Source organism: Corynebacterium sp. S7 (assembly GCF_054401105.1).
In genome coordinates this window covers 1,666,535-1,692,896 of record NZ_CM136760.1, presented here as the reverse complement: position 1 = coordinate 1,692,896, position 26,362 = coordinate 1,666,535, and the positions used below count along the sequence as shown (strand labels likewise).

The window sequence follows — 26,362 nt, the reverse complement described above, 5'->3', positions numbered from 1 at the left end:
TTCTGGCTGTGAGTACTAACAAGACTGAGAAATTCAAGGCACTGGCGGCGCCGAAGGGCGTTCCCGATTACGTGCCACCGCAGTCCGCGACCTTCATTCGGGTCCGCGACGAGTTTGTTAGGCAGGCCCATCTGGCCGGCTACCAGCATATTGAGCTTCCCATTTTCGAGGACACCACCTTGTTTGCCCGTGGCGTCGGTGAGTCCACCGACGTGGTCAGCAAGGAAATGTACACCTTTGCTGATCGCGGCGAGCGTTCCGTCACCCTGCGCCCAGAAGGTACCGCTGGCGTGATGCGTGCGGTGATTCAGCACAATCTCGATCGCGGTCACTTGCCGGTGAAGCTGAACTATTATGGTCCGTTTTTCCGCTATGAGCGCCCGCAGGCAGGTCGTTACCGCCAGCTGCAGCAGGTGGGTATTGAGGCTATCGGTGTCGATGATCCGCTGCTGGACGCAGAGGTCATCGCGCTGGCCGATCGCAGTTACCGCGCAGTGGGCCTGAAGGATTTCCGCCTTGAGTTGACCAGCCTGGGCGATAATAACTGTCGCCCGGCCTACCGCGAGAAGCTCCAGGAGTACTTGTTCAAGCTGCCTTTGGATGAAGAGACTCGCAAGCGTGCCGAGATCAACCCGCTGCGTGTCCTCGATGACAAGCGCCCCGAGGTCCAGGAGATGACAGCGGATGCGCCACTCATGCTCGATCACCTCGACGATCACACCCGCGCGCACTTCGAAACCGTCACGGGCACCCTCGACGACATGGGTGTGCCGTACGTGATCAACCCGCGCATGGTGCGTGGCCTTGATTACTACACCAAGACTACCTTCGAGTTCGTCCACGACGGCCTCGGCGCCCAGTCCGGCATCGGTGGCGGTGGCCGCTACGACGGCCTCATGGCACAGATCGGTGGCCAGGACCTTTCGGGCATTGGCTACGGGCTTGGAGTCGACCGCACCGTGCTCGCCCTCGAGGCAGAAGGCGTTGTCCTCGACGGCGTTGATCGCCGCGTCGACGTTTACGGGGTTGCACTTGGCGGCGAGGCGAAGCGTCGCATGGCATTGCTTATCGACGAGCTCCGCGCCGCCGGAATTTCTTCTGACATGGTCTACGGCGAACGAGGCCTCAAGGGTGCTATGAAGGGCGCCGACCGCGCAGGAGCCGCATACGCGCTTGTGCTCGGTGATCAGGAACTAGAGGCTGGCGAGGTCTCAGTGAAGAATCTCGCTGATCAGACTCAGCAACCCGTTTCACTTGATCAAGTTGTTACGGCTCTGAGGTCGGCTCTTTCCAACTAAACTGCGAAGGATAGCTGGCGGTACCGCCGGCGATTGATCCTGAAGCAAGGAAGTGGACGAGATGAGCAGCTTATCCCCACGGGCATTCGGTGGCCCATTGCACGATCGCTATGATCTGGTGGTTGTAGGTGGTGGAATTTCCGGCGTGCAAGTGGCCAGGCATGCCGCCGGCCGGGGCCTGAAAACGTTGCTCGTAGAGAAAACCGATTACGGCCACGGCACTTCCGCTGCAACCACCAAAATGATTCACGGCGGGCTGCGCTACCTGGAACAATATGACTTCGCCGTGGTTGCTGAATCAGTGCGTGAGCGTCGCTTCCTTACGTTGGCGGCCCCGCATTTGGTTCAGCCCCGTAGCTTTCTGCTCACGGCCTATGAGTGGTCGAAGCCGTCGGCGCCGATTATGGGCGCAGGCGTCGGACTCTACGAGGCTATGGCCTTTAACCGCAATGTCGGTGTGCCGCGCGATGTGCGCTCCTCCCGCTTCAAATGGATTTCGAAAAAGACGCTTTTGCACCAGGCTCCTTGGCTGAATCCAACGGGGCTGCTGGGCGCATGGCGTCATGACGATACCTTGAACCTGCATCCTGAGCGCCTCTTGCTCTCCTTAGTCAAAGACTTTGTTTCACTTGGCGGTACTGCAATCAACCACACATCTGCCGAAGACATCGAGGTGGATCGGGGAGTTGTGCGCGGTGTTCGTCTCAAAGACCTGCTCTCCGGAGCCGAATTTTCAGTATCGGCCCATGCTGTGGTCAACGCTGGCGGTCCATGGGCGGAGCTAGTTTTGGGAAATCGCGCCGAGCAGGCCGGGATAAAAGTGAAACAGTCTAAGGGAGTTCACCTGATTACCACTGGCTTGGGTATGAAAGAAGCCATTTACGTCCGAGGCAAAAATGGGCACCATATGATGGTCAACCCCTGGGAGGGACGCACGCTGATCGGCCCGACTGATACCCCGACCTCCGGCGATCCGGACTCGGCCGAAACTGACGTCTCGGACATCAACCTCCTGCGTGAGACGCTCGATTCCGTTTCCTCGCGCCCGCTGCACCGCGAGCAGATCGAAGACACCATCGTGGGCGTTCGCCCGCTTATCGACGACGGCAACGACACCTACACCTCGTCTCGCCGCTTCGAGGTCCGGGACCACTCCGAGCAAGGCCTCTCTGGCCTGTTCACAGTCACCGGTGGCAAGTGGACCACAGGTCGCGCGATGGGCGAGAAGGTCATCGACACCGTGGTCAAGCACATGTCAGCGGAGCTTCCTCCTACAAAGCGTTTCGGCGACACAAAGCGCCCACTCTCAAGCTCATTTGGCGACTACGAAACTGTGGCCGACGCATTCACTGTGGCAGTGAAGGAGCACAGCGAACTTCCGCTGTCTGCGGAAGTTCGCGAGCACCTTGCGCGCCTCTACGGCACTGAGCACACTGAGGTCCTGCGCACCGTGGCGGAAGGCGAGGGCCTCGACGAGCTACTCTGGCCTGGTACCAGCAACGATATTGCAGCCCAAGCGGTGTACGCAGTGACCCACGAACATGCACTTACGCTCGAGGATGTCATCGATCGCAGGTTGACTATAGGCACCCTCGGTGCCGTGCCGGACGAAGTAGTCGAGAAAGTGGCCGCAATCATCGCGCCCCTTTTGGGGTGGGATGCAGAAGAAACCCGCGGTGTGGCAGCGGCCTACAACGGTAAGACTGCCTCACGCCGCGACGTGATAGATCAAGCCTTTAACACTCCGTAATGTTGACGGGGAACCCGAGCTGAGTGGCCAAACCGCCGGTAGAGGTTTCCTTATACTTTGTCAGCATGTCACGGCCGGTTGCAGCCATCGTTTCAATGGCATTGTCCAGGCTCACCCGGTTGTTGCCATCGCCGAGACGAGCCAAGCGAGCAGCGTTAATGGATTTAATGGCGCCAATTGCATTGCGTTCGATGCACGGAATCTGAACGAGGCCACCGACGGGATCGCAGGTCAAGCCCAAGTTGTGCTCGAGTGCGATTTCTGCGGCGTTTTCCACTTGCGCTGGGCTGCCCCCGAGGTAGGCACACAAACCTGCCGCCGCCATCGCCGAAGCGGATCCAACCTCGCCCTGGCAGCCTACTTCGGCGCCAGAGATCGAGGCATTAGTCTTAATAATCGCACCGACTGCTCCGGCAGTTAGCAGGAACTCGCGAGCGCGCTCAGCACTAAAACCGTCGGTGAAGTCTCGGCAGTAATGCATCACAGCCGGAATAATTCCGGCTGCACCGTTTGTTGGCGCGGTAACCACGCGACCACCGGCAGCGTTTTCCTCGTTGACTGACAGCGCGTACAAGTTCACCCATTCCATCGCATCCAGCCCGCCGGGGCGTTCGTCGGCATCTTTGTCCAGTAGCTGCTGGTGTAGGCGCGGCGCGCGGCGCTTGACACCTAAGCCTCCGGGCAATGTGCCTTTCTTGTCGATCCCCGCCGAGACGCATTCTTGCATTGTCTCCCAGACCCGATCGAGGTGGGCCACCACTGTATCCCAGCCGTCGGCGTGATGGAGGAAGCGCTCATTTTCGGCCTGGACATCAGCTATCGAGGACTGCGCCTCGTCGCAACGCAAAAGTAGATCATCGGAGCACTCGAAGGGATGCGGAACCTTCACCTCACGCGCCACCGTCGCGGCACCTGCGGGCAGCGGACCCTGCAAACGCTGAGCGTCGATCTCGGCGCGATCCTGAATGAAGCCACCGCCGACAGAGAAATATTCCACCCGTTCTGCGAGCACGCGCCCGTCCGCAGCCCGAGCGTCGAAATACAGGCAGTTGGGGTGCTCCGCCACAGGTTGCGGATCAAACTTTAACGAATACGCGACGGTGCGGGCAGGACCCGAAATCGTGCCACTCGCGGGGATCGGCGTGCCCAAAACCGGTGCGATATCGGGGCTGACCGTTGTCGGCGTGTAGCCCACCAGCCCTAGAAGCGTGGCGCGGTCGGTCCCATGACCCACCCCGGTCGCGGCCAAGGAGCCCCGAAAAGTCACGGTGACATGAGCTGGAGCTTCCGAAAGCGTATCGACGAACGCCTGGGCAGCTCGCATCGGACCCACTGTGTGCGAGGAAGAGGGGCCAATGCCGATAGTAAATAGGTCGGAAACGCTGATGCTGGTGGCAGACATTGGAGGGTCCTTCCTGGCCTAGATCGTTGCGAGCACCTCGTTTAATGCTTCGGACGAGGACGGGTGGGTGTAGATCGAGTCGCGCAGCACTGTGGCGGTGACCCCTTGACGCATTGCCAGCGACACCAGGTTGATAACTTCCTGCGAGTCGACGTGGAAAAGAGCTGCGCCGAGGATCAAATCGGTGTGTGCATCCACGATGATCTTGATAATACCGCGAGCATCCTCGACAATCTTGGGTCTTGGCATCGCAGCGATATCGGCAATTTTCTTCTTTGCCACCTTGATCTCGAAGCCCTGTTCGCGGGCCTCAGTTTCACTTAAACCCACCCGAGAAAACGGAGGCGTGGTAAACGTGGTTGAGGCCACGGCGACGCGGTCTTTCGTCGAGCGTTTGCCGGTGCCAAGGAGCTGGTCTTGAACGATGCGGTTGTCGTCGAGGGAGACGTACGTAAACTGCGGACCACCATTGACATCGCCCAGCGCGAAGATGCCCGGCACGGAAGTCTCAAGGTGTTCGTCGACCTCGATGGCACCCTTGTCGTTGGTGGTGACTCCGGTTGCTTCCAGATTCAGCTCGGCTGTGTTGGGATGGCGCCCGAGGGCCAATAGGACGGCATCGCCGCGGATTTCATGCTCTGCGCCACCAGAGGCGTAGGTGACGGTGGAGCTGGTTGCGTCGCTATCGATGCGCGTGACCTGGGCGTTGTTGATAAAAGTCGCACCGGTATCGCGGACGGCATTGGCAACTTCTGTGGCCACGTCTTCGTCGTCACGCGAAAGAGGTCGAGCGTTACGATCAAGCACTGTCACCTGCGAGCCATATTGGGCAAACATGGAAGCGAATTCGATGCCGATGTAGCCACCGCCGACCACGATGAGTTTCTTGGGCAGGGGAGCATGTTGCAAAGTGATTGAGGTGTGCACGACCCCGCCTACTTCGGCACCCGGTATGGAAGGGATGTTAGGCAGGGAGCCCGTGTTGATAATGACCGTCTCGGCGGTGATCTCAAGCTCGTCGCTGCCTGCGGTCACGGTAATCGTCTTCGGGCCGCTAAAGCGGGCCTTGCCGTCGAAGACCACCACGGTGTCCAAATCCGCCAGCATGGAATAGTTCTTTTTGCGCATGGCCGCTGTGAGGTTATCGCGGCGTTCCACGGACGTAGCAAAGTAGGAAGGATCGTAGTCGTGCTCTTTGCGCGTCTCGGCGTTATGGATCAGCGCCTTCGTTGGGATACACGCAACGTTAATGCACGCGCCGCCGTACATGTCGGACGATTGTTCAATCATCGCGACTTTCTTCCCGGCGCGCGCCAGCGTTCCAGCGAGGGTCTTTCCGCCCTTGCCCCAACCAATTACGGCGACATCAAACGTGTTCATCTTGTTCCTCCTCTAGATCCTTTTGCAAGCCCTGGTATGACCTAAACACGACGGTACTCCTAGATAAGCCCGTCGTGCAGAGGAGGAAACGCTACACCGAAAACGTCACACGCAGCCCCTTCGGCATCATCAACGACAATGATGCACGAGCCCTGCGTATGCGACTACCGCCACCCTAGCCGTTGCCGTCGTGGTCTTTGAGCAGTTCAGCAAAGGGCACCATGTCTTCTTCCAGGTCCACACCCGCTTTACGACGACGCTGTGTTCCCTGTCCCTCTGCAGTTGCCCCGCCGAGACCACCAACAGAGCTATTTTGCGAGACGATCAGGTCTGCCAACTCACCGGCCGCGCGGGTGGCGCGTACTTCGAAGGCCTTGCCTTCCTCGCCGCCGAAATCCTCAGTGGCGGCGAAGAGCGAGGTTGGTACGACCACTGCGCGCATATAGGTAAACAGTGGGCGCATTGCGTACTCGGTGACCAGCGAGTGGCGTGCGGTACCTGCGGTAGCCGCAATGATGGTGGGCATGCCGTTGAGAGCATCGGTATCCAAGGTGTCAAAGAACATCTTGAAAAGCCCGGAGTAGCTGGCCTTAAACACAGGTGTAACGGCGATGAGTGCGTCCGAATCGGAAACCTGGGTTTTGATCTCGTCGAGACGCTCCGATGAAAAGCCCGTGGTGAATACCTGAGCGATGTCGTTGACGTAGTCGCGGAGCTCGATATTTTGGATCTTGACTGACTCGCCACGGGCGGTGACAGCCGCCTCGACACGCTGCGAGATGGCATCGGCAATCTGACGGGTCGTAGACGGGATGGAAAGTCCCGCGGAGATAACAGTGACGGTGTTCATTACTTGCTTTCTTCCTGACCTGGATTGACCTTGAAGTGTGGGGAGTCGCGGTGCTCGCGCAGGGTTGCGAAGGTTGGAGGATCCGATGGGACGTGGTCTGGACGGCGGGCTTCCATGCGCTTGCGCAGCTCAGGAACAACCTGGGTGCCCAGAATCTCGATCTGGTTGAGCACAACCTCGAGTGGAAGGCCGGCGTGATCCATGAGGAAGAGCTGGCGCTGGTAGTCACCGACCCAGTCCGCGAACTGCATCGTGCGGTCGATGACCTGCTCGACGGTACCCACAGTCAGAGGGGTTAGTTCGGTGAACTCTTCCATGCTTGGGCCGTGGCCGTAGACAGGAGCATTGTCGAAGTAGGGGCGGAACTCCTTCTTTGCCTGCTCTTCGGAGTCTGCCATGTAGACCTGGCCGCCGAGGCCGACGATAGCCTGGTCAGCTTGGCCGTGGCCATAGGCCTCATAGCGCTCGCGGTAGATCTTCACCATCTGCGCGGTGTGCTCCTTATTCCAGAAAATGTTGTTGTGGAAGAAGCCGTCGCCGTAATAAGCGGCCTGTTCAGCAATCTGAGGGGAACGGATCGAGCCGTGCCATACGAACGGTGGGACACCGTCGAGAGGAGCTGGGGTAGAAGTAAAGCCGTTCAACGGGGTGCGGTACTTACCTTCCCAGTTAACAACTTCCTCGCGCCAGAGGCGGCGCAGCAGGTGGTAGTTCTCTACGGCTAGTGGGATACCTTCGCGGATGTCCTTGCCGAACCATGGGTACACCGGCCCGGTGTTGCCGCGGCCCATCATCAGGTCCATTCGGCCCTCGGAGAGGTGCTGCAGGAAGGCGTAGTCCTCTGCAATGCGCACGGGGTCAGTGGTGGTAATCAGCGTCGTAGCTGTGGAGAGCTGGATCTTCTCAGTCTTGGCCGCGATATAAGCCAGGTGAGTGGTAGGTGCGGAAGGAACGAAAGGTGGGTTGTGGTGCTCACCTGTTGCAAATACGTCAAGGCCTACTTCCTCGGCCTTGAGCGCGATTGCCGTCATTGCGTTAATGCGCTCGTGTTCTGTGGGTGTTTTTCCTGTGGTTGGGTCAGTGGTGACGTCGCCGATGGTAAAGATGCCAAACTGCATTTTCTCGATCCCTTTCGTTGTGTGATTTGTAGCCGCTTTAATGGCTCCTAGCACCTGCGTGCCTAAAAACTGGAACCTTTGAAACTAGCCTATATGACATGTCAACAACTTTAAAGTTTATCTATTCCAATCGTAAGTCGTGTTTAGCGTAAAGCGTTGCGAAGTGCGACAACATCCGATCCGCCCACCACCCGAATAGGCATTTGGGTGTCCAACCCGTGCTCAGTAATCAGCCCAGCATGAGGCAACCCCAAATTGCCGTTAGGTGTCAACATGGCATCAAGTGCTTCCTGGGCAGTGACATCTTTGGGAAGAAAAACCGCCCGGTCGTTTCTCTCGGCATAATCCAAGACTTCGGCTACCGAGCGCGCATCTAGATGATCGTTGTCATCCAAATCAGCCGCGACCCACCTAGCAATAGTGTTGGTGGTCAGCAGATCAACGGCGCGACCCTGCTTGTACACAGGGAACTGGCTAATCTCCGTGTCCTTAATAATGCGCAGGACATCGCGGATATCGTCATCAGGGGAGAAGGTGTAGATTTTCTGATGCGCGCCCAGCACCTCAAGAGCTAGGGGAGGATGCTCCAACAGATCGCGGATCCGCTCGATTTCTGCCACTGTCTCAGGAAGGGGCTCCGCAATGGGGCGCAGATCCTTGGTATAGCGCCCGTGGGAGATCGCATTGCGTAGTTCAGCAAATTCCTTGAGATCTTCGGCGTGGGATTCCGATAAAAGGTGGCGCCTTTTTGCTTGGTCCACCATCCACCGGAAGCTGTCAGATTTCTTCGCCCCAAGCGCAGCCCGGAGATGGTCTTCAATGTCGTTGAATGCGGCGAGGAAGGCCGTCGCGCGATTATCTGAACTGTTCATCGCCCCAAGTGTAGGCTGATTTTCCATGTCGGTGTCCCGGGAAGAACTAGATCAGCTCCTCAGTGCAACGGACGCGCACCTTTCGCGGATCGGTGCACTGAGGAAGCTCCTGACGCTCATCCAACAATCAACCGCGTCCGATGTTCCAACCTCAAAGATAACCTTCCTCACTGAGGAAGAAGATGGGGAAACGGCCTACCTCCTCATTCCTAGCGAGATGACCTGGCCACCTGGGCTCTACGCATTTGCGGAACTCGAATCATTGCCAGGGGCCATCGACAAGCTTGTGGCTTACCCAGGCCGACTCGACGGGATTCAAGAGCTAGCGCACCAGGCCAGGGACGCAGCACCCGGATTCTTCGGCAGGCTCTTTGGTGGCCGGAAACTCCACGAAGCACAAGAGGCGGCACAGACTTTGTCGCTGCGCCTATCAGACAGCAACCTCCAAGCACACGCCCGAGACGTAGATACTATCTTGGACAGGCTGGACACCGCCACGCACTTGCAACAATCGGTCGGTGTACATCTTGTGCCCGGCAGCCATGGCACGCCTGATCGCTATCTCAGCGGAGCTAGGCGCGCCCTACAAAAAACCATCGGTACGGAAGGCGACCTGCATTTCCAGCCAGTCGACCCGACAACTATTCGCTCAGTACTGCAGAAAGCCTGGGAACTCAACAACGCGCCGGGCTCCGAGCCAGACCTGCGCCGGTCAGCAGAAAGTGCCCTTGCTGAACTTGCGCGAGACCGAGCAGAAATCCTCCTAGCCCAGCTGCCCGTCGATGCATTGCGCAGTGTGACCAACGAGAGGCTTAGATTCCAAGGGTTGGAAGCTTCTGGGATTAGCACGGTTAGGCAGGTCCACGAATCGTCGATAAGCGACTTAACGCGTATCAACGGCATCGGCGAGCAGACCGCCCGGCGGATGAAGGCGGCGGCGCAGACGCTGAAGAATGAGGCGGAGGACCCATCGTCGACACGCATTGGCGATACAGCGACTGCGGCGGCGACGCGTCTTGTGCGCGTGCTGGCCACCTTCGATCAAATTGAAAAGCTCGGGGCACACGACTTGGAGCGCAGGAGGCGGCTGATCTCTTATGCCGAGCAGATACCTTTCTATAGTGCGGGCGAGGAGTGGACCGTCGCGCTGACCTCGAACGAGCCACTGGCGTGGCGTAATTTCACCGATGATATCGCCTGGGGCAGCGCTCACTCGAGGTTGCTTGAACCTGCGCGCCCCGTCACTCTGGGAGATAACACTTGGGAGGATTACCTCGCGCGCCCCGCTCACTACCAGGGACTTTTGGCAACGCTGCTCGGCTTAGAGATTGAGGGAGGCGAGGATCTTGCAGGTGATGTCCTCGAGCGGATCCGTGCACTGCGTCTTAATCAAACGCACCTGACGGATCTGCACCTGCGCGGCTATCAGTCCTTCGGTGCGCGCTTTGCCCTCGTCCAAGAAAAAGTAGTGCTTGGCGACGAGATGGGGTTGGGCAAAACGGTCCAAGCTCTGGCCGTGGCGGCCCATCATGCGGCCAACGGCAAGAACCATACACTGGTGATCGCTCCCGCGTCGGTGCTTCCCAACTGGGTGCGTGAGTCGAAATTGTTTACTGATTTGCCGGTGTATAGCGCACACGGCGCGGACAAAATGGATCAGCTTCGCGCGTGGGCCGGGACCGGGGGAATCTGCGTGGTCACCTACGATGGAGCGCGCACGATGAATATCACGGAGGTGCGCAGACCAGATCTTGTCGTGGTCGACGAGGCACACATGATTAAAAATCCGGCCGCGGCGCGTTCGAAAGCGGTGTGCACCCTCATTGATGAAGCGCCTAACGCCTTATTAATGACCGGCACGCCTTTAGAAAATCGCGTTGATGAATTCGCTCAGCTGATCGATTATGTGGCGCCCGAGCTGATCACCCGCGGGATGGAATCGATGGACGCTGCCCATTTCCGCGTCCGCGTTGCCCCAGCATATCTGCGCCGCAACCAATCCGACGTGCTCGACGAGTTGCCCGAAAAACTCGAGCAAATCGACTGGATCGAACTCAGCGACCAGGACCGCGCGCACTACGAACGCGCCGTGGAAGAATCCAACTTCATGGGCATGCGCCGCGCCGCCATGACAACGCCGGGCAGCGTTCCCGCGAAGCTAGAACGCATTAAAGAACTTATCGACGACGCCCACGCCGCAGGTCGCAACGTGTTGATTTTTTCCTACTTCCGCGAGGTCTTAGCCACAATTTCTACAGCGCTTGGGCAGCGCGTAGTCGGCGAAATTAATGGTTCGGTGCCTGTGGCCAGGCGCCAAGAAATGATCGACGATCTAGGTAATGCTGAACCCGGCTGTGTGTTAGTTGCCCAGATTACGGCAGGTGGCACGGGCCTAAATATCCAATCGGCCTCGATGGTGATCCTGGTCGAGCCGCAGCTGAAGCCATCCATCGAAGCCCAAGCAATCGCCCGAGTGCACCGAATGGGGCAAACGTCCTCGGTGCTTGTGCACCGGTTGATCGGGGAGGACACAGTTGACGAGCGACTGATCGAAATTTTGGCGGACAAGCAGCAGATCTTCGATGTCTACGCCCGGCCTTCAGAAAGCGCCGCAACGCATGATGCTGTTGATATTTCCGAGGCGCACCTCGCCGCCGAAATTATGAAAGCGGAACGCCAGCGCCTCGGATTTAGTGTTTAGGCCTTGTAGTTACCGGTGTTGAGGTAGTCGCATGCCGACATGGTGCCGTTGTTGTAACCCCGCAGGAAAGCGTCCTGGCGTTGCTTGGAGGAACCATGGGTCCACAGATCCGGCTGGACCTCACCGGTGGAGCGACGTTGGATATTGTCGTCGCCGACTGCGCGGGCGGTGTTGATCGCGGATTCGACCTGCTGCGGCGTCACAGTTTCCAACAGCGCGTCTTGGCCTTCGTCAGCACGATTAACCCAAATACCTGCGTAGCAGTCAGCCTGGAGCTCGAGGAGCACAGCGGTGGAATCCTCACCCGGGTTGTTGTAATCGATCAGACCCAAGGTGCCCTCAAGAGACTGGATGTGGTGGCCGAACTCGTGGGCGACAATATACATCTGTGCCAGTGGAGCGTTGTCTCCACCGAGCTGATCTAGCTGGTCGAAGAAGCTGACGTCGAAATAGGCGCTTTGATCGGCGCCGCAGTAGAACGGACCGGTGTTTGCTGAGGCATAACCACAACCAGATTGAGTGGAGCCCTCGAAAACCACCAAGCCTGGTTCCTGGTACTCGATGCCGGCTTGTTGCGGGAGGATCTCAGTCCACATCTGGTCGAGGGAGTATGCAGTGAATTCAACGCGGCAGTCCGCATAAACGTTCGCGTCATCCGTGGTCTGGCAATGGGCCAATCCTGGGTCTTGGAAAGTTTGCGCTGGTTGTTGCTGGCCACCATCGGTGGTTTGGCCACCGCCGGTGATTTGGCCAAGGTCACTTGGATTTCCACCAAGCAGGAGGAAAAGACCAATAATGAGCAGACCGCCAATACCACCGCCTACGGCAACGGTTCCGGTGCGACCGCCGCCACCTGTCCGGGCACGATTGCCCGGCTTTTGAATACCGCCTTTGAAAGTCATGCGCATATCATGCCATGCCTTTTAGGTTATATGCCGGTGTGCGCGAGAGAAATAGGGGTGGAGACGCAAACTTGTTACCTAAGGGGGTAGACTTTTCGAAGTTCAACATCATCACACGTGGAAGGACGTGCAAGAAACCGTGCTGCGCACTCACCTCGCGGGAGATCTCCGCAAAGATATCGCCGGCCAGTCTGTCACCTTGACTGGTTGGGTAGCTCGTCGCCGTGATCACGGCGGAGTGATCTTCATCGATCTGCGTGACCGGACCGGTCTCGCGCAGGTAGTTTTCCGTGAATCTGACGTTGCCGAAGCGGCCCACGATCTGCGCAGCGAATACTGTGTCCAGGTCACCGGCATTGTAGAACCACGCCCAGAAGGCTCAGAGAACCCGAACCTGGCATCTGGTGAAATCGAAGTCAACGTTACTGAGTTGACCGTTCTGAACAAGTCGGCAGCGCTTCCATTCCAGATCGAGGATGCCTCCAACAACGAAGTCGGTGAAGAGACCCGACTGAAGTACCGCTACCTTGACCTGCGCCGCGACCGCCAGGCGGAGGCTCTGCGCCTGCGCTCTGCGGCGAACCGGGCAGCTCGCAACGTGTTGGATCGGCATGATTTCACCGAGATCGAGACTCCAACCCTGACGCGTTCCACCCCTGAGGGCGCACGTGACTTCCTGGTCCCAGCTCGTCTGCGCCCAGGCTCTTGGTACGCTCTGCCACAGTCGCCACAGCTGTTCAAGCAGCTGCTCATGGTTGCTGGTATGGAGCGTTATTACCAGATCGCTCGTTGCTACCGCGACGAGGATTTCCGCGCCGACCGCCAGCCAGAATTCACCCAGCTGGACGTGGAAATGAGCTTCGTTGACCAGGATGACGTTATCCAGGTTGCCGAGGAAATCTTGACCGAAGTGTGGAAGCTGATCGGCTACGAGATTCAGACCCCGATCCCTCGCATCACCTACAAGGAAGCGATGGAAAAGTACGGCTCCGACAAGCCGGATCTACGCTTCGACATCGAGCTCGTCGAGTGCACCGAGTACTTCAAGGACACCACTTTCCGTGTGTTCCAGAACGAGTACGTTGGCGCCGTTGTCATGGAAGGCGGCGCAAGCCAGCCTCGTCGTCAGCTCGATGCATGGCAGGAATGGGCAAAGCAGCGTGGCGCTAAGGGCCTCGCTTACATCCTGGTCGGCGAAGACGGCGAGCTGACCGGACCTGTGGCAAAGAACATCACCGAAGCTGAGCGCGCTGGCATCGCCGATCACGTCGGCGCAAAGCCAGGCGACTGTATCTTCTTCGCAGCCGGTGAAACTAAGAGCTCTCGTGCTCTGTTGGGTGCAGCCCGCGGCGCCATCGCCGAGAAGCTCGGCCTGATCAACGAAGGCGACTGGGCATTTACCTGGGTCGTTGACGCACCGATGTTCGAACCTGCAGCAGATGCTACCGCCTCTGGCGACGTGGCACTGGGCCACTCGAAGTGGACCGCTGTGCACCACGCGTTTACTTCGCCGAAGCCAGAGTTCATGGATTCCTTCGATAAGGAACCAGGCGAGGCACTTGCTTACGCCTACGACATTGTCTGCAACGGCAATGAGATCGGTGGCGGCTCCATCCGTATCCACAACCGCGACATTCAAGAACGCGTTTTCGACGTGATGGGAATCGGTGAAGAAGAAGCACGCGAGAAGTTCGGCTTCCTCCTCGACGCCTTCGCTTACGGCGCTCCACCGCACGGCGGCATCGCGTTCGGTTGGGACCGCATTGTCTCCCTGCTCGGCGGTTTTGACTCCATCCGCGACGTTATCGCCTTCCCGAAGTCCGGCGGCGGCGTCGATCCTCTGACGGATGCTCCAGGCCCAATCTCCCCAGAGCAGCGCAAGGAGACTGGAGTGGACTTCAAGCCATCCAAGGGCGCAGAAGAAGCAGGCAAAGCAGAAGCACCAGCTAAATAGATAAATTCTAAGCACTCTGAGCGTGGCCCCACCACGCTGACCTCCCAGACACTTGAAGGTTCGAGTACACCTGGGAGGTTTTTCTGTGTTCTACAAACATGCTTTCTACTAGTAGGGCACAATTGGGGGAGAGATAAGGAGAAAAGCTTTGGACCAAGAAGAAATCGTTAGTATCGCTGAGGATCTTTTGACTCGTCGTTATGGCGGCGGTCAGAAACTTCACGATGTAACCCTGCTCAGCGGATCGGGGAGCGCACACGTATTTCGTGCCCGTGTTGCTAACAACCCTTTCCTTCCGCACCGCACAGTGGTTCTGAAGCATTCTCCTGTCTCCGGCGACAAGATTGAAGATGCAGCCTTTACCCGCGAGGTGGTGTCGTATCAATTCACCACGTCTCTCGCCGAAGAGGTTCGCCCAGGTCCCGTCCTTCTGGCCTACGACTTCGATCAACGCCTCCTTGTCATCTCAGACAGTGGTGAGGGAGATACCTTTGCCGAACTGCTGGATGAAGCAGATCCAGACAAGCGGATTCAGATCCTGCGGAATCTGGGAACCTCACTCGGCAAAATGCACTCCGGTACTGCGGGAAAAGAAGACGCATTTAACATCTTGCTGACCCGCATGCTCCGCAATCGCGGGGATGCCAAGGGCATTCAGGATCTGCGCGAAAGGCTATTGGATTTTGGTATTCCCACAGGCCTTGAGGTCCTGGAGAACTCTGGCATCGAAGTTCCGGCAGCCGTGGCGCAGGAAGTTCCGAAGATCCAAGACCGCATCTTGCATGGGAAATTCCGCGCGTTTACCCCGTTCGATCTCTCCCCAGACAACATCATTGTCTCTGATCGCACAGACTTCTTGGACTACGAATGGGCAGGGTTCCGCGACGTTTCCTTCGACCTAGCATGCGTCGTGGGCGGGTTCCCGCAGTACCTGTCGAACCGGCCGATTTCGGACGATGAAGCTGAAGCATTCGTCGAGGCGTGGAGCCGAGAAATCGCGATCGAGTGGCCAAGCATTCTCAATGAGGACGTACTGCACGAGAACATCACATCGGCACTGATCGGCTGGGCCCTGTCTAGTGTCACGTTAATGTACTACGGCTCACTCACCCGCGTCCTTGCCCTAAGCACCAAAACGCAGGAGAGCCTGGAACTGACCGAGTCCGACGTTGAATCGCTGGGTACCTCACTCGAACCAGTACTCGAAATGGAGCAAACCGGAGAGCTGCTGCGACCCGCTGAGTCCGGCGGGTTCTCCGCAGAAGAACTAATGATCCGCCGCGACCTCTACGAAACCTTCGAGGCACTCTCGCGCTTTGCCGCAGGCGGACGCGCCACGAAATACACAGTTGTCTCGGAGTTCGCTCAGTCGGTGGCGAAGCGTCTCGACGATTCGTCGTCCAACAACCAGTGACCTGCTAGTAATTTGACTGCAATTAGACGGCCGATAGTCGGTAGGTAGACTCGGCTTCATGCAAGATGGATTGTTCGGCGAGCCTCAACGTGGTTCCCGCGGCCGTGACGGCAAGGAACATGATGAGGCGGACACCGCTCAACGGGGGACTTCCTTTTTCGATGCTGGGGCGGGCGCACCACTCGCTGCCCGCATGCGACCGCAGTCGCTGGATGAAATGGTCGGGCAGAAGCACCTGCTTGGGGAAGGCAAACCCCTGCGGAGGTTAATCGAGGGATCCGGTGACGCGTCCGTTATTTTGTATGGGCCTCCAGGAACGGGAAAGACCACCATTGCTTCGTTGATTGCGAAGCAGATGGGGCAAAACTTCGTTGGGCTTTCGGCACTGTCCTCGGGCGTTAAGCAGGTTCGCGCGGTGATTGAAAAAGCTCGCCGCGATCTGATTGACGGCCAGCGCACCGTCCTATTTATCGACGAGGTCCACCGCTTTTCCAAGACCCAGCAAGATGCATTGCTGGGCGCCGTAGAAAACCGCACAGTGCTGCTGGTTGCCGCCACTACCGAAAACCCTTCCTTTTCAGTAGTGGGGCCACTTTTGTCTCGCTCGTTGCTTTTGCAACTGGAGCCCCTTGACGAAAATGATCTGCGTGAAGTTCTTACCCGTGCGATGACCGATTCCCGGGGACTGGATTCACGCATCACAATTGACGACGAGGCCCTCGAGCAACTGGTGCTGCTCGCAGGCGGTGATGCGAGGCGTGCACTGACGTACCTGGAGGCCGCGGCAGAAGCGGTTGATGATGGGGAAGTACTCACTGTTGAAACCGTGCGCAACAACGTTAATAAGGCAATTGTGCGCTATGACCGCGACGGCGATCAGCATTATGACGTGGTCAGCGCGTTCATTAAGTCCATCCGCGGATCTGATGTCGATGCCGCCTTGCACTACCTTGCCCGAATGGTGGAGGCCGGCGAGGACCCGCGTTTTATCGCGCGCAGGCTTGTCGTCCATGCATCAGAGGATATCGGGATGGCTGATCCGACAGCGTTGCAAGTAGCCGTTGCCGCCTATGAAGCAGTTTCGTTTATCGGTATGCCAGAGGGCCGGATCCCCTTGGCGCAGGCCACCATTCACCTTGCCACAGCACCGAAATCCAATGCCACGATCCTCGGAATCGACCGTGCGATCGCGGATGTGCGGGCTGGAAAAGCTGGCCCCGTTCCAGCGCATTTGCGTGATGGACACTATGAAGGCTCATCACGGCTGGGAAACGCCGTGGGGTATGTTTATCCCCACGACGCCCCAATGGGCGTGGTCCCGCAACGCTACATCCCCGAAGGGCTTGACGATGCGGTGTACTATGAGCCGACCGACCACGGTGCGGAGAACCGGATACGTGAATTCGTCGGAAAGCTACGCAGAATCGTCCGCGGTAAACCGCGGGGGTAGAGTGTAACGGCAGTAGTTTTAATTTTTTCCAAACCTATTTCGACCACAATTCGGAGGACACCGCTCGTGCAGACTCATGAGATTCGGGACCGCTTTACTCAACACTTCGTCGATGCAGGCCATGAGGCTGTGCCGAGTGCGTCTCTCATCCTCGATGACCCCACGCTGCTGTTCGTCAACGCGGGCATGGTGCCCTTCAAGCCTTACTTCTTGGGGCAGCAGAATCCTCCGTTTAAGAATGGCACCGCAACCTCGATTCAAAAGTGTGTGCGTACCCTCGACATCGAGGAAGTCGGTATTACTACCCGCCACAACACCTTCTTCCAGATGGCCGGCAACTTCTCCTTCGGTCAGTACTTCAAGGAAGGTGCAATTAAGTACGCATGGGAACTGCTGACCGGCTCTTTAGAAGATGGCGGCTACGGCATGGATCCAGAGCGTCTATGGGTCACTGTCTATTTGGATGATGATGAGGCAGCCGAAATCTGGGAGAAGAACATTGGCGTTCCAAAGGAACGCATCCAGCGCCTAGGCATGGAAGACAACTTCTGGTCCATGGGCATCCCGGGACCGTGCGGACCTTGTTCCGAAATTTATTACGACCGAGGCCCTGAGTACGGCAACGAGGGTGGCCCAGCGGCCGACGATAACCGCTACATGGAGATCTGGAACCTGGTCTTCATGGAGTCCATCCGTGGTGAGGGCGACAAAAAGGGCGGCTTTGAAATTGTCGGTGAGCTGCCAAAGAAGAACATCGATACCGGCATGGGTGTCGAGCGCGTCGCTTGTATCCTCCAGGGCGTAGAAAATGTCTACGAGACTGACCTCCTGCGCCCAGTCATCGACGCAGCTGAGAAGCTGACCGGCTCCACCTACGACGATCACAACCATGAGGATGCAGTTCGTTTCCGCGTCATCGCCGATCACTCCCGAACCGGAATGATGATCATCTTGGACGGTGTCACCCCGTCCAACGAAGGCCGTGGCTACATTTTGCGCCGCTTGCTTCGTCGTATCGTTCGTTCCGCTCGCCTGCTTGGCGCTACAGGTGGCGTTCTGGAAACCTTCATGAACACCATCATGGATACAATGACTCCTTCCTACCCAGAGATCGCCGATAACCGCGAGCGCATCCTGCGCGTGGCAATCAACGAGGAACGCGCCTTCTTGAAGACTTTGGAGTCCGGCACGCAGCGCTTCGATGTCGCAGCATCCGCAGTCAAGGCTGAGGGCCAGACTGTTCTCTCCGGTGAGGAGGCATTCGAGCTGCACGATACTTACGGTTTCCCGATCGACCTGACGCTGGAAATGGCCCGCGAAGCTGGTCTGGACGTGGATATGGATGCGTTTAACCGTGAAATGGACGAACAGCGCAACCGTGCCAAGGCTGACAACAAGGCAAAGAAGCACGGCGCCGCCGACGAAACCCTCTACCGTGAATGGGTAGACAACAACCCAACGCATTTCGTCGGCTACTCCGAGCTTGAGCACGAGTCCAACGTGATTGGCCTTGTTCGTGACGGCGAGAAGGTCAATGAAGTTGTCGCCGGAGATGAGGTCGAGGTCATTCTTGATGTCACTCCGATGTATGCAGAGTCCGGTGGACAGACGGGTGACCGTGGTCGAATTGTGCTCGGTGACACGATTCTTGATGTCAACGACGTGCAAAAGATTGGCAAGAAGCTCTACGTGCACAAGGCAACCGTGCAAACCGGTGGCCTAGATCTGGGTTCCACGGTCCTTGCAGAGGTTGACAAGGATTGGCGCCATGGTGCACGCCAGGCACACACTGCAACTCACTTGATCCACGCTGCCCTTCGCGAGGTACTTGGCCCCACAGCTGTCCAGGCTGGTTCCTTGAACAGGCCAGGCTACCTGCGCTTTGACTTCAACTACACCGAACAGCTTTCGGATGCACAGCTGAAGGAAATCACCACCATCGCCAACCAAGCCGTCGACGCTGACTTTGACGTGAACACCATCGAAACCACGCTTGATAAGGCAAAAGAGATGGGCGCGATGGCATTGTTCGGTGAGAACTACGCCAACGATGTCCGAGTCGTTGAGATCGGTGGACCGTTCTCTATTGAACTTTGCGGTGGTACTCACGTCACGCACTCGTCGCAAATTGGCCCTATCGCCGTCCTCGGCGAATCTTCCGTGGGCTCCGGCGCGCGCCGCATTGAGGCCTACTCGGGGATGGATTCGTTCCGTTACTACTCCAAGGAAGCGGCGCTCGCCTCGGGCCTGGCTTCAGAGCTGAAGACCCCGACGGAGCAACTCCCAGAGCGCATTGCGGCGCTGACTGAGAAGCTGAAGGCTGCGGAGAAGGAGATCGCTTCACTGCATCAGGCTCAGTTGCTTGCCAATGCAGGCGATTTGTTGAAGCAGGCGGAAGACATCAATGGCTTCAAGGTTCTTACCGTCGAACTTCCCGAGGGCACCTCGGCGGCTGATCTGCGCACCATCGCCCAGGACCTCCGCGGGCGCATTCAAGACGGGCCAGGTGTGATTGTGGTTGCTAGCCAAGTCGACGGCAAGGTTCCATTCGCAGTTGCTGCCAACCAGGCTGCAGTGGACAAGGGCATCAAGTCCGGCGACTTGGTAAAGACACTGGGTGGCTACATTGATGGCCGCGGTGGCGGAAAGCCAGATTTGGCTCAGGGCTCGGGTGCTAACGCCGAAGGTCTGCAAGCTGGTTTCCAAGCTGTGAAGGACCAGATCGCAGAGAAGTAGTTGCCACGGAGTATTATTACGAAACGGTTACGAAACACGCCGGAGGGGAAACGAGGTAATCTCGTTTCCACCTATAGCGTGGGAGACGCAACTCTTGGTTAATACTCTGAATGAACTCTGAATGAAAAGGTTTCAAGGCAACGATTTCATGGCTGCACATCACGTCACACCAGATACTCCTGGTGCGCAGGACCCTGGACCGGGTCGTCGCATCGGAATTGATGTGGGAACCGTGCGCATTGGGGTGGCTTCCTCGAACCGAGAGGCTACCTTAGCCACTCCGGTGGAGACTGTGCCCCGAGAAACCGGCTTCAAAGATCGCGATAAAGGCGACATTGATCGCCTCTTAGAAATCATCGACGAATACGATGCCGTCGAAGTGGTGGTCGGTTTGCCCCGCGATCTTAAAGGCCATGGATCCTCCAGCGTGAAGCACGCCAAAGAGATTGCGTTTCGTATTAATCGCAGGTTAAAGGGCACAATACCTGTTCGGCTTGCCGACGAGAGGCTGTCCACCGTGGCAGCGACAACCGCATTGCGGGCCTCGGGCGTGTCAGAAAAGGCTGGCCGGAAAGTTATCGATCAAGCGGCAGCTGTCGAGATTTTACAATCCTGGCTTGATGGTCGACAGAACTTTCTGCAAGCACAGTCCGATTCAACTAACCCACCCGAAACAGACACCTTTGAGGAGATGAATTGATGGCATCCAGGCGTACTTCCAGAGGCCGCACTAGTGCGGTCGCAGTCCTTGTAACTTCTCTTCTCCTGATTGTTGGCGCCATTGCGTACATCGGTTATTCGTTGACCTCGTCAAACGGGAATGCATCTCTCATAGCCGATTATGAAGGCACCGGCAACGGTGTGGAACAAATCGTCGAAGTGCCGGAAGGCAGTTCCATGTCTGAGCTCGGGACCGAACTAGTTGAGTTGAACGTGGTCCGCTCAGATCCTGCGTTCCAAACCGCGGCACTGAATAACCCCAACTCCAACACCATTCAACCGGGATTCTATCGCCTGCAGCAGGAGATGAGCGCGAAGTCCGCTGTAGAGGCTCTGCTCAATCCTGACAATCAGATTGATTTGCTTGATATCCCTGGTGGTGCCACCTTAAACGACGTAGTCGTCGTTGGTGGAGCCACTCGAAGTGGCATTTACTCGATGATTTCGGCAGTCACCTGTGACAACGGATCTCCACAGCAGTGCATCTCGGTCGACGAGTTGAAAAATGTTGGCGCAAACGGAGACCCGGGTGCGCTCGGCGTACCTGAGTGGGCTCTTGCCCAGGTCGCCCAGCACCAAGGTGATCCCAAGCGTTTGGAAGGTCTGATTGCTCCTGGTCGCTATGTTGTGGACCCGAATTCGAGCGCGGAGGCGATCCTGACCGACCTCGTGTCCCGTTCAACTACCGCATACAACCGAACCGGCATTGTTGAGCGCGCAGGTGCCATCAATTTGAGCCCTTACGAATTGCTCACAGCAGCCTCCCTCGTCGAGCGAGAAGCCCCAGCGGGCGAATTCGACAAGGTTGCGCGTGTCATCCTCAATCGCTTGGCTGTACCGATGCCACTGCAGTTTGACTCCACGGTGAATTACGCTCTCGACGACGTTGAGCTTGCAACCACCGACGAGGACCGAGCTCGCGTGACTCCATGGAATACCTACGCCATGGAAGGCCTGCCTGCGACCCCAATTGCATCGCCTTCCGAGGAAGCTATTACCGCGATGGAGAATCCAGCCGAGGGCAATTGGCTCTATTTCGTCACCATCGATGACCAAGGCACCACAGTTTTCAATGACACCTTCGAGGAACATCTCAGCGACGTCGAGTCCGCTCAGAATTCCGGCATCCTCGACTCGCAGCGATAGGACAAATGAGCATGTCAAAATTCAAGGCCGCAGTTCTGGGTTCTCCGGTGGAGCACTCCCTGTCACCAGTTCTTCACAACTCCGGCTACGCTGCTGCGCACCTCGACGATTGGTCCTTCGAGCGCATCGAGTGCACCGCCGAAGACCTGCCACGCATCGTGGGGGAGTCGGACGAGTCCTATCGCGGGTTCGCCGTGACCATGCCCGGAAAATTCGCAGCCCTCAAGTTCGCTGATGAAGTCACCGAGCGCGCAGAGCTGATCGGTGCGGCAAACACCCTGGTCCGAACGGAGTCAGGTTGGCGCGCTGATAACACCGATTGCGAGGGAATTCTGTTTGCGCTAGGAGAACTTCTCGACGATTCCGCGACGCTCAACAGTGCCGTTGTCATCGGAGCGGGAGGTACCGCACGCCCAGCGATCTGGGCTCTTGCACAGTTGGGTGTTCGCCACCTAGTGATCATCAACCGCTCCGATCGCTCCGACGAGCTGGCTGGCTTGTTGAATCACTTCAACATTGAGTACGAATTCGTCAACTATGAGGCTGATCTGGAGAAAATTACGCTGAATACCGACGTAATCATTTCCACTGTTCCTTCCGCAGGAATCGAAGAGCACGTGTCCGTGCTTGGCCACGCACCTACCTTCGACGTCATCTACAATCCGTGGCCAACTCCGCTGGTGATCCGAGCGGCTTCCAATGGTCATCGCTCCGTTGGCGGCCACGTCTTGTTAGCGGCGCAATCCTTTAGCCAGTTCGAGCAAATTACCGGTGTTCCAGCTCCTAGGGACCAGATGCGCCAAGCGCTCATTGATCACTTAGGCTAGTCTTCCCCCTATGGGGGGACCTTTGTTGGGGCCACTGTTGGGGCTCGGGGGAGCACTACTGTGGTCAGTCGCGCTTGTTATTTACGATCTGCGCGAACGCAGACTCCCTAATTGGCTGACCCTCCCGGCGGGGATCGTGGCCATTGTTTGGGCTGTGGCAGTCTCCCCGGCTGCATTGGCTGGGCTGGTGTGGCCTTTGCTCTACCTCATCGTCGCACTTCTCCAAGGTGGAGTTGGCGGGGGAGACATCAAGTTAGCACTGCCTTTAGGGATTATTGTCGCTGCCGCATCCGGGGTTGTCGGAGTATGTGCCGCCATTGTGCTTGCCAGCGCAACAACTGTGATTGCAGCAAAAGCCACCGGAAAGCCCAGCGTTCCCAATGGCCCTGGGATGCTATTGGGCACCTGGGTAGTAGTGGTGGCTGGATTGGCTTTTATGCACTACACATCCTAATTCACCACTTGCCCACTGGAGTGTGCGATAATGTTCGACATGCTTCGTTGGACTACTGCGGGGGAATCCCACGGCCAAGCTCTCATCGCTTTGATTGAGCACATGCCGGCTGGGGTTCCTGTTGAAAAAGATGAAATAGCCCTTCAACTCGGCCGTCGTCGGCTGGGATATGGTCGCGGCGCCCGCATGAAGTTCGAACAGGATGAGTTGACACTGCTTACAGGCGTCCGCCACGGCAAGAGCCTTGGCAGCCCAATCGCCATTCAAATTGGCAACACCGAATGGCCAAAGTGGACCACCATCATGTCTGCGGAACCAGTTGACATGGAAGACCCAGAAATCAACAAGGCAATGAGCTCGGGCCGCGGCGCGAAACTAACACGGCCACGCCCAGGTCACGCAGATTTCTCCGGAATGGTGAAATACGGTTTCGACGACGCCCGCCCGGTGCTGGAGCGATCGTCGGCACGCGAAACTGCGGCCCGCGTTGCCGCTGCAACCGTCGCTCGAAGCTTCCTGCGCGAAACGCTCGGCGTCGAAGTCTTCTCCCACGTTATTTCCATTGGCGAAAGCGCACCGTACAAGGGTGAGGCACCATCGTTTGCTGATATCAAAGCTATCGACGATTCACCGGTGCGCGCCTACGCGAAAGAGTCTGAAGAGGACATGATCGCTTGTATCGAATCTGCAAAGAAGGCGGGCGATACTCTCGGCGGAATCGTTGAGGTCATCGTTGATGGTCTGCCAATTGGTTTGGGTTCGCACGTTTCTGGCGATGATCGCCTTGATGCTCAGCTGGCCTCGGCGCTGATGGGTATCCAAGCAATCAAAGGTGTTGAGATTGGCGATGGCTTCGAAGAGGCGCGGCGTCGCGGCTCCGAAGCTCATGACGAAATGGTGCGAGATGAAGCCGGTGTGCATCGCGTTACCAACCGTGCCGGTGGCATCGAAGGTGGCATGACCAACGGCGAGCAGCTGCGTGTACGTGCCGCGATGAAACCAATTTCTACAGTGCCGCGCGCTCTGCGCACTGTCGATATGTCGACAGGTGAAGCTGCCTCCGGTATTCACCAGCGCTCCGACGTGTGCGCCGTGCCTGCTGCCGGTGTCGTTGCAGAGGCGATGGTGGCCCTCGTTCTGGCGCGCGCTGTGCTGGAGAAATTCGGGGGAGACAACGTGGAAGAAACTAAGCGTAATATCGCTGCGTATCAGGAGTACGTAAATACTCGTCTAGCTTTTGGAGTTGAATAGATGGACCAACAGCCTGCAGTTTCGGCACTAGGTTCGACAGTGAAGTCGGGAATGAATTCGGGAATGGATAGCGTTTGCCACACAAGCCCCCGCGTAGTTTTGGTGGGTCCTCCGGGTGCTGGCAAGTCCACTATTGGCCGTCGCATTGCCCGCGCACTTAATTTGCCTTTGGTTGATACTGATCAAATGCTCGAGGAGGACAAGGGCATTGCCTGCGGAGATTACTTCGCGCAGGTCGGTGAGGAAGCATTCCGCGAAGCCGAGGCAGAATATGTGGAAAAGGCGCTCACAACAGGGGGAATTGTCTCCCTCGGAGGTGGGGCGGTGTTGACAGAATCGACTCGTAAGCTGCTCCAGAGCCACATGGTGGTGTGGATTGATGTCACTGCTGAGGAAGGCGTGCGCCGAACCGCTCGGGAGAATACGCGCCCGATTCTCGCTGCGAAAGATCCCGAAGCGCATTATCGTTCACTTCTAGAATCCCGTGAACCCTACTATCGTGAGGTCGCTGACTATCGCGTCCGCACGGACTCACGCCCTCCTCAGCGAGTAGTCGCTGAAATTCTTTCCATTATTGACGCTGACTTCGACATTGATTAGGAGCACCCGCTCGCCATGGCAACTATTAAAGTTAATGGTCCCACTCCCTACAACGTGCACATCGCGCGGAACCTAACAAACAATCTCGCAGCTCACGTCAAGGAAACTGGGGCGGCTAATGTCGCAATTGTCCACCAACCTACCCTGGCGGCACCCGCGCGAGTGATCGCCGAGGAACTTGGGGCAGCAAACCTTTCGGTGACCCTGGCTGCTACGCCAGATGCAGAAGCAGGGAAAACCATTGAGGTTGCATCGGGTATCTGGGACGTGCTCGGAGAAGAGAACTTCTCCAGGCAAGACGTGATCATCGGCTTGGGTGGCGGCGCTGCAACTGACCTGGCAGGCTTCGTCGCCGCCACGTGGATGCGCGGAATCAAGGTCATTCAGGCCCCAACAACGCTGCTTGCCATGGTCGATGCCGCGGTGGGCGGCAAGACGGGTATCAATACCAAAGCAGGCAAGAACCTAGTTGGATCTTTCCACGAGCCTGATGCCGTGTTCGTTGACCTAGAGCGGCTCTACACTTTGGCACCAGAGGAAGTCACCGCTGGTTCCGCCGAGATCATCAAGACGGGCTTTATTGCCGACGAGCGCATTCTGGAAATTATCGAAGACAACCCGGAGCGCGCCCTCGACGTGGATGAGAACTTGCCAGAATTGATTGAGCGATCCATCGCGGTGAAGGCTTCTGTAGTTGGTCAAGACTTGAAGGAATCCGGCCTGCGCGAAATGCTGAATTACGGCCACACCTTCGGCCACGCAATTGAAAAGCGTGAGAACTACAAGTGGCGTCACGGAGACGCAGTGGCTGTCGGCATGATGTTCGTGGCCAACCTGGCCAAAAACCGTGGTCTCATTGACCATGCGTTGGTTCAGCGCCACCGCGAGATTCTAGAATCTGTCGGCCTTCCAACTACCTATGAAGCCGGTGCCTTCGACGAATTGTACGAAGGTATGCTCCACGATAAGAAGAACCGTGACGGCAACATCCGATTCGTGGCTCTTGAGGGAGTCGGCCAGGTAACTCGCATCGAAGGTCCTTCCGTTGAGGAGCTTCAGGCCGCCTACGCTGCAATCTCTGAAGCTTAAGGGGCAGATCGCATGAAGGTACTCGTTTTAAACGGCCCGAACTTGAACCGCCTGGGCAAGCGCCAACCTGAAATCTACGGCTCCACTACCTTGAGCGACATCGAGCAGCTGATTGCTGATCGGGCTGCCGAGCTCGACCTTGAGGTGGAAAGTCGCCAGTCTAACTATGAAGGTCAGCTCATTGAGTGGGCTCATGAGGCCGCGGATAATAAGTGGGCCGTGATTATCAACCCTGGAGGCTTTACCCATACCTCTGTTGCGCTTCGCGACGCGCTAGTTGAACTCACCGACGGGCACGGCTTCATCGAGGTGCACATCTCCAACGTGCATGCCCGCGAGGAGTTCCGTCACCACTCCTATCTATCGTCTATCGCGATCGGCACTATCGCCGGACTCGGAACATACGGCTATTTGGCTGCACTGGAGTATTTCGCCAGACTAAGCTGAA

Annotated in this window: 21 protein-coding genes; 15 read left to right on the top strand and 6 right to left on the bottom strand. The window is 57.5% G+C overall.

All coding sequences use genetic code 11. From position 1 onward, the window contains the following. The first annotated feature begins 8 nt into the window (after positions 1 to 8). Both hisS and ACXZ66_RS08095 read left to right on the top strand, forming a co-directional pair. On the top strand, positions 9 to 1,298 hold the full coding sequence (gene hisS / locus ACXZ66_RS08100; protein WP_458747986.1) for a histidine--tRNA ligase: 1,290 nt from the start codon (positions 9 to 11) through the stop codon (positions 1,296 to 1,298). 61 nt (positions 1,299 to 1,359) lie between these two features. Beyond that, entirely contained in the window at positions 1,360 to 3,048 is a 1,689-nt protein-coding gene (locus ACXZ66_RS08095; RefSeq protein WP_458747984.1) for a glycerol-3-phosphate dehydrogenase/oxidase, read from the top strand. On the opposite strand, the gene ACXZ66_RS08090 is transcribed toward ACXZ66_RS08095, so the two are convergent. The 5 genes from ACXZ66_RS08090 to ACXZ66_RS08070 all read right to left on the bottom strand — a co-directional run bounded on the left by ACXZ66_RS08090 (position 3,035) and on the right by ACXZ66_RS08070 (position 8,670). Next, positions 3,035 to 4,450: an L-serine ammonia-lyase gene (locus ACXZ66_RS08090; RefSeq protein ID WP_458747982.1), complete on the bottom strand. Its 1,416-nt coding sequence runs from the start codon at positions 4,448 to 4,450 to the stop codon at positions 3,035 to 3,037. The genes ACXZ66_RS08095 and ACXZ66_RS08090 overlap by 14 nt on opposite strands. A gap of 18 nt (positions 4,451 to 4,468) precedes the next feature. Next, positions 4,469 to 5,830 carry an FAD-dependent oxidoreductase gene (locus ACXZ66_RS08085; RefSeq protein ID WP_458747980.1) on the bottom strand — a complete coding sequence of 454 codons (1,362 nt, stop codon included), beginning with the start codon at positions 5,828 to 5,830 and terminating at the stop codon, positions 4,469 to 4,471. Positions 5,831 to 6,005: 175 nt separating this feature from the next. After that, positions 6,006 to 6,680: an FMN reductase gene (locus tag ACXZ66_RS08080; protein WP_458747979.1), complete on the bottom strand. Its 675-nt coding sequence runs from the start codon at positions 6,678 to 6,680 to the stop codon at positions 6,006 to 6,008. Beyond that, entirely contained in the window at positions 6,680 to 7,798 is a 1,119-nt protein-coding gene (locus ACXZ66_RS08075; protein WP_458747978.1) for an LLM class flavin-dependent oxidoreductase, read from the bottom strand. Before ACXZ66_RS08075 ends, ACXZ66_RS08080 begins: the two co-directional genes overlap by 1 nt. A gap of 143 nt (positions 7,799 to 7,941) precedes the next feature. Then, positions 7,942 to 8,670: a CBS domain-containing protein gene (locus tag ACXZ66_RS08070; RefSeq protein WP_458747977.1), complete on the bottom strand. Its 729-nt coding sequence runs from the start codon at positions 8,668 to 8,670 to the stop codon at positions 7,942 to 7,944. A 25-nt stretch (positions 8,671 to 8,695) separates the two neighbouring features. On the opposite strand from ACXZ66_RS08070, the gene ACXZ66_RS08065 reads away from it, so the two are divergent. Beyond that, positions 8,696 to 11,371 carry a DEAD/DEAH box helicase gene (locus ACXZ66_RS08065; protein ID WP_458747976.1) on the top strand — a complete coding sequence of 892 codons (2,676 nt, stop codon included), beginning with the start codon at positions 8,696 to 8,698 and terminating at the stop codon, positions 11,369 to 11,371. On the opposite strand, the gene ypfJ is transcribed toward ACXZ66_RS08065, so the two are convergent. Beyond that, positions 11,368 to 12,273 (bottom strand): KPN_02809 family neutral zinc metallopeptidase, encoded by a 906-nt coding sequence (ypfJ, locus tag ACXZ66_RS08060; protein WP_458747975.1) that lies wholly within the window; start codon positions 12,271 to 12,273, stop codon positions 11,368 to 11,370. The two genes, ACXZ66_RS08065 and ypfJ, sit on opposite strands and share 4 nt — an antisense overlap. A gap of 139 nt (positions 12,274 to 12,412) precedes the next feature. Between ypfJ and aspS the strand changes: the two genes are divergently transcribed. The 12 genes from aspS (at position 12,413) to aroQ (ending at position 26,361) form a co-directional block, all read left to right on the top strand. Then, a complete protein-coding gene (aspS, locus tag ACXZ66_RS08055) occupies positions 12,413 to 14,227 on the top strand; it encodes an aspartate--tRNA ligase (RefSeq protein WP_458751330.1) in 1,815 nt (604 codons plus the stop codon). A gap of 148 nt (positions 14,228 to 14,375) precedes the next feature. Further along, positions 14,376 to 15,641 (top strand): phosphotransferase family protein, encoded by a 1,266-nt coding sequence (locus tag ACXZ66_RS08050; protein WP_458747974.1) that lies wholly within the window; start codon positions 14,376 to 14,378, stop codon positions 15,639 to 15,641. 58 nt (positions 15,642 to 15,699) lie between these two features. Then, positions 15,700 to 17,091, top strand: coding sequence for a replication-associated recombination protein A (locus ACXZ66_RS08045; protein WP_458747973.1), 1,392 nt, complete (start codon positions 15,700 to 15,702; stop codon positions 17,089 to 17,091). Positions 17,092 to 17,157: 66 nt separating this feature from the next. After that, entirely contained in the window at positions 17,158 to 19,827 is a 2,670-nt protein-coding gene (alaS, locus tag ACXZ66_RS08040; RefSeq protein WP_458747971.1) for an alanine--tRNA ligase, read from the top strand. Between the two features lie 148 nt (positions 19,828 to 19,975). Further along, entirely contained in the window at positions 19,976 to 20,527 is a 552-nt protein-coding gene (gene ruvX / locus ACXZ66_RS08035; RefSeq protein ID WP_458747970.1) for a Holliday junction resolvase RuvX, read from the top strand. Next, positions 20,527 to 21,693 (top strand): endolytic transglycosylase MltG, encoded by a 1,167-nt coding sequence (mltG, locus tag ACXZ66_RS08030; protein WP_458747969.1) that lies wholly within the window; start codon positions 20,527 to 20,529, stop codon positions 21,691 to 21,693. The genes ruvX and mltG overlap by 1 nt, the downstream gene beginning before the upstream one ends. An 11-nt stretch (positions 21,694 to 21,704) precedes the next feature. After that, positions 21,705 to 22,520: a shikimate dehydrogenase gene (locus ACXZ66_RS08025; RefSeq protein ID WP_458747968.1), complete on the top strand. Its 816-nt coding sequence runs from the start codon at positions 21,705 to 21,707 to the stop codon at positions 22,518 to 22,520. A gap of 10 nt (positions 22,521 to 22,530) precedes the next feature. Beyond that, positions 22,531 to 22,974 carry a prepilin peptidase gene (locus ACXZ66_RS08020; RefSeq protein ID WP_458747967.1) on the top strand — a complete coding sequence of 148 codons (444 nt, stop codon included), beginning with the start codon at positions 22,531 to 22,533 and terminating at the stop codon, positions 22,972 to 22,974. A gap of 39 nt (positions 22,975 to 23,013) precedes the next feature. Then, on the top strand, positions 23,014 to 24,225 hold the full coding sequence (gene aroC / locus ACXZ66_RS08015; RefSeq protein WP_458747966.1) for a chorismate synthase: 1,212 nt from the start codon (positions 23,014 to 23,016) through the stop codon (positions 24,223 to 24,225). A 51-nt stretch (positions 24,226 to 24,276) separates the two neighbouring features. Further along, a complete protein-coding gene (locus ACXZ66_RS08010; RefSeq protein WP_458751328.1) occupies positions 24,277 to 24,825 on the top strand; it encodes a shikimate kinase in 549 nt (182 codons plus the stop codon). A 15-nt stretch (positions 24,826 to 24,840) separates the two neighbouring features. Beyond that, positions 24,841 to 25,914 (top strand): 3-dehydroquinate synthase, encoded by a 1,074-nt coding sequence (gene aroB, locus ACXZ66_RS08005; RefSeq protein WP_458747965.1) that lies wholly within the window; start codon positions 24,841 to 24,843, stop codon positions 25,912 to 25,914. Positions 25,915 to 25,926: 12 nt separating this feature from the next. Continuing rightward, the gene (gene aroQ / locus ACXZ66_RS08000) at positions 25,927 to 26,361 is read left to right on the top strand and encodes a type II 3-dehydroquinate dehydratase (protein WP_458747964.1); all 435 of its coding nucleotides are present in this window, start codon (positions 25,927 to 25,929) and stop codon (positions 26,359 to 26,361) included. Position 26,362 lies beyond the last annotated feature (1 nt).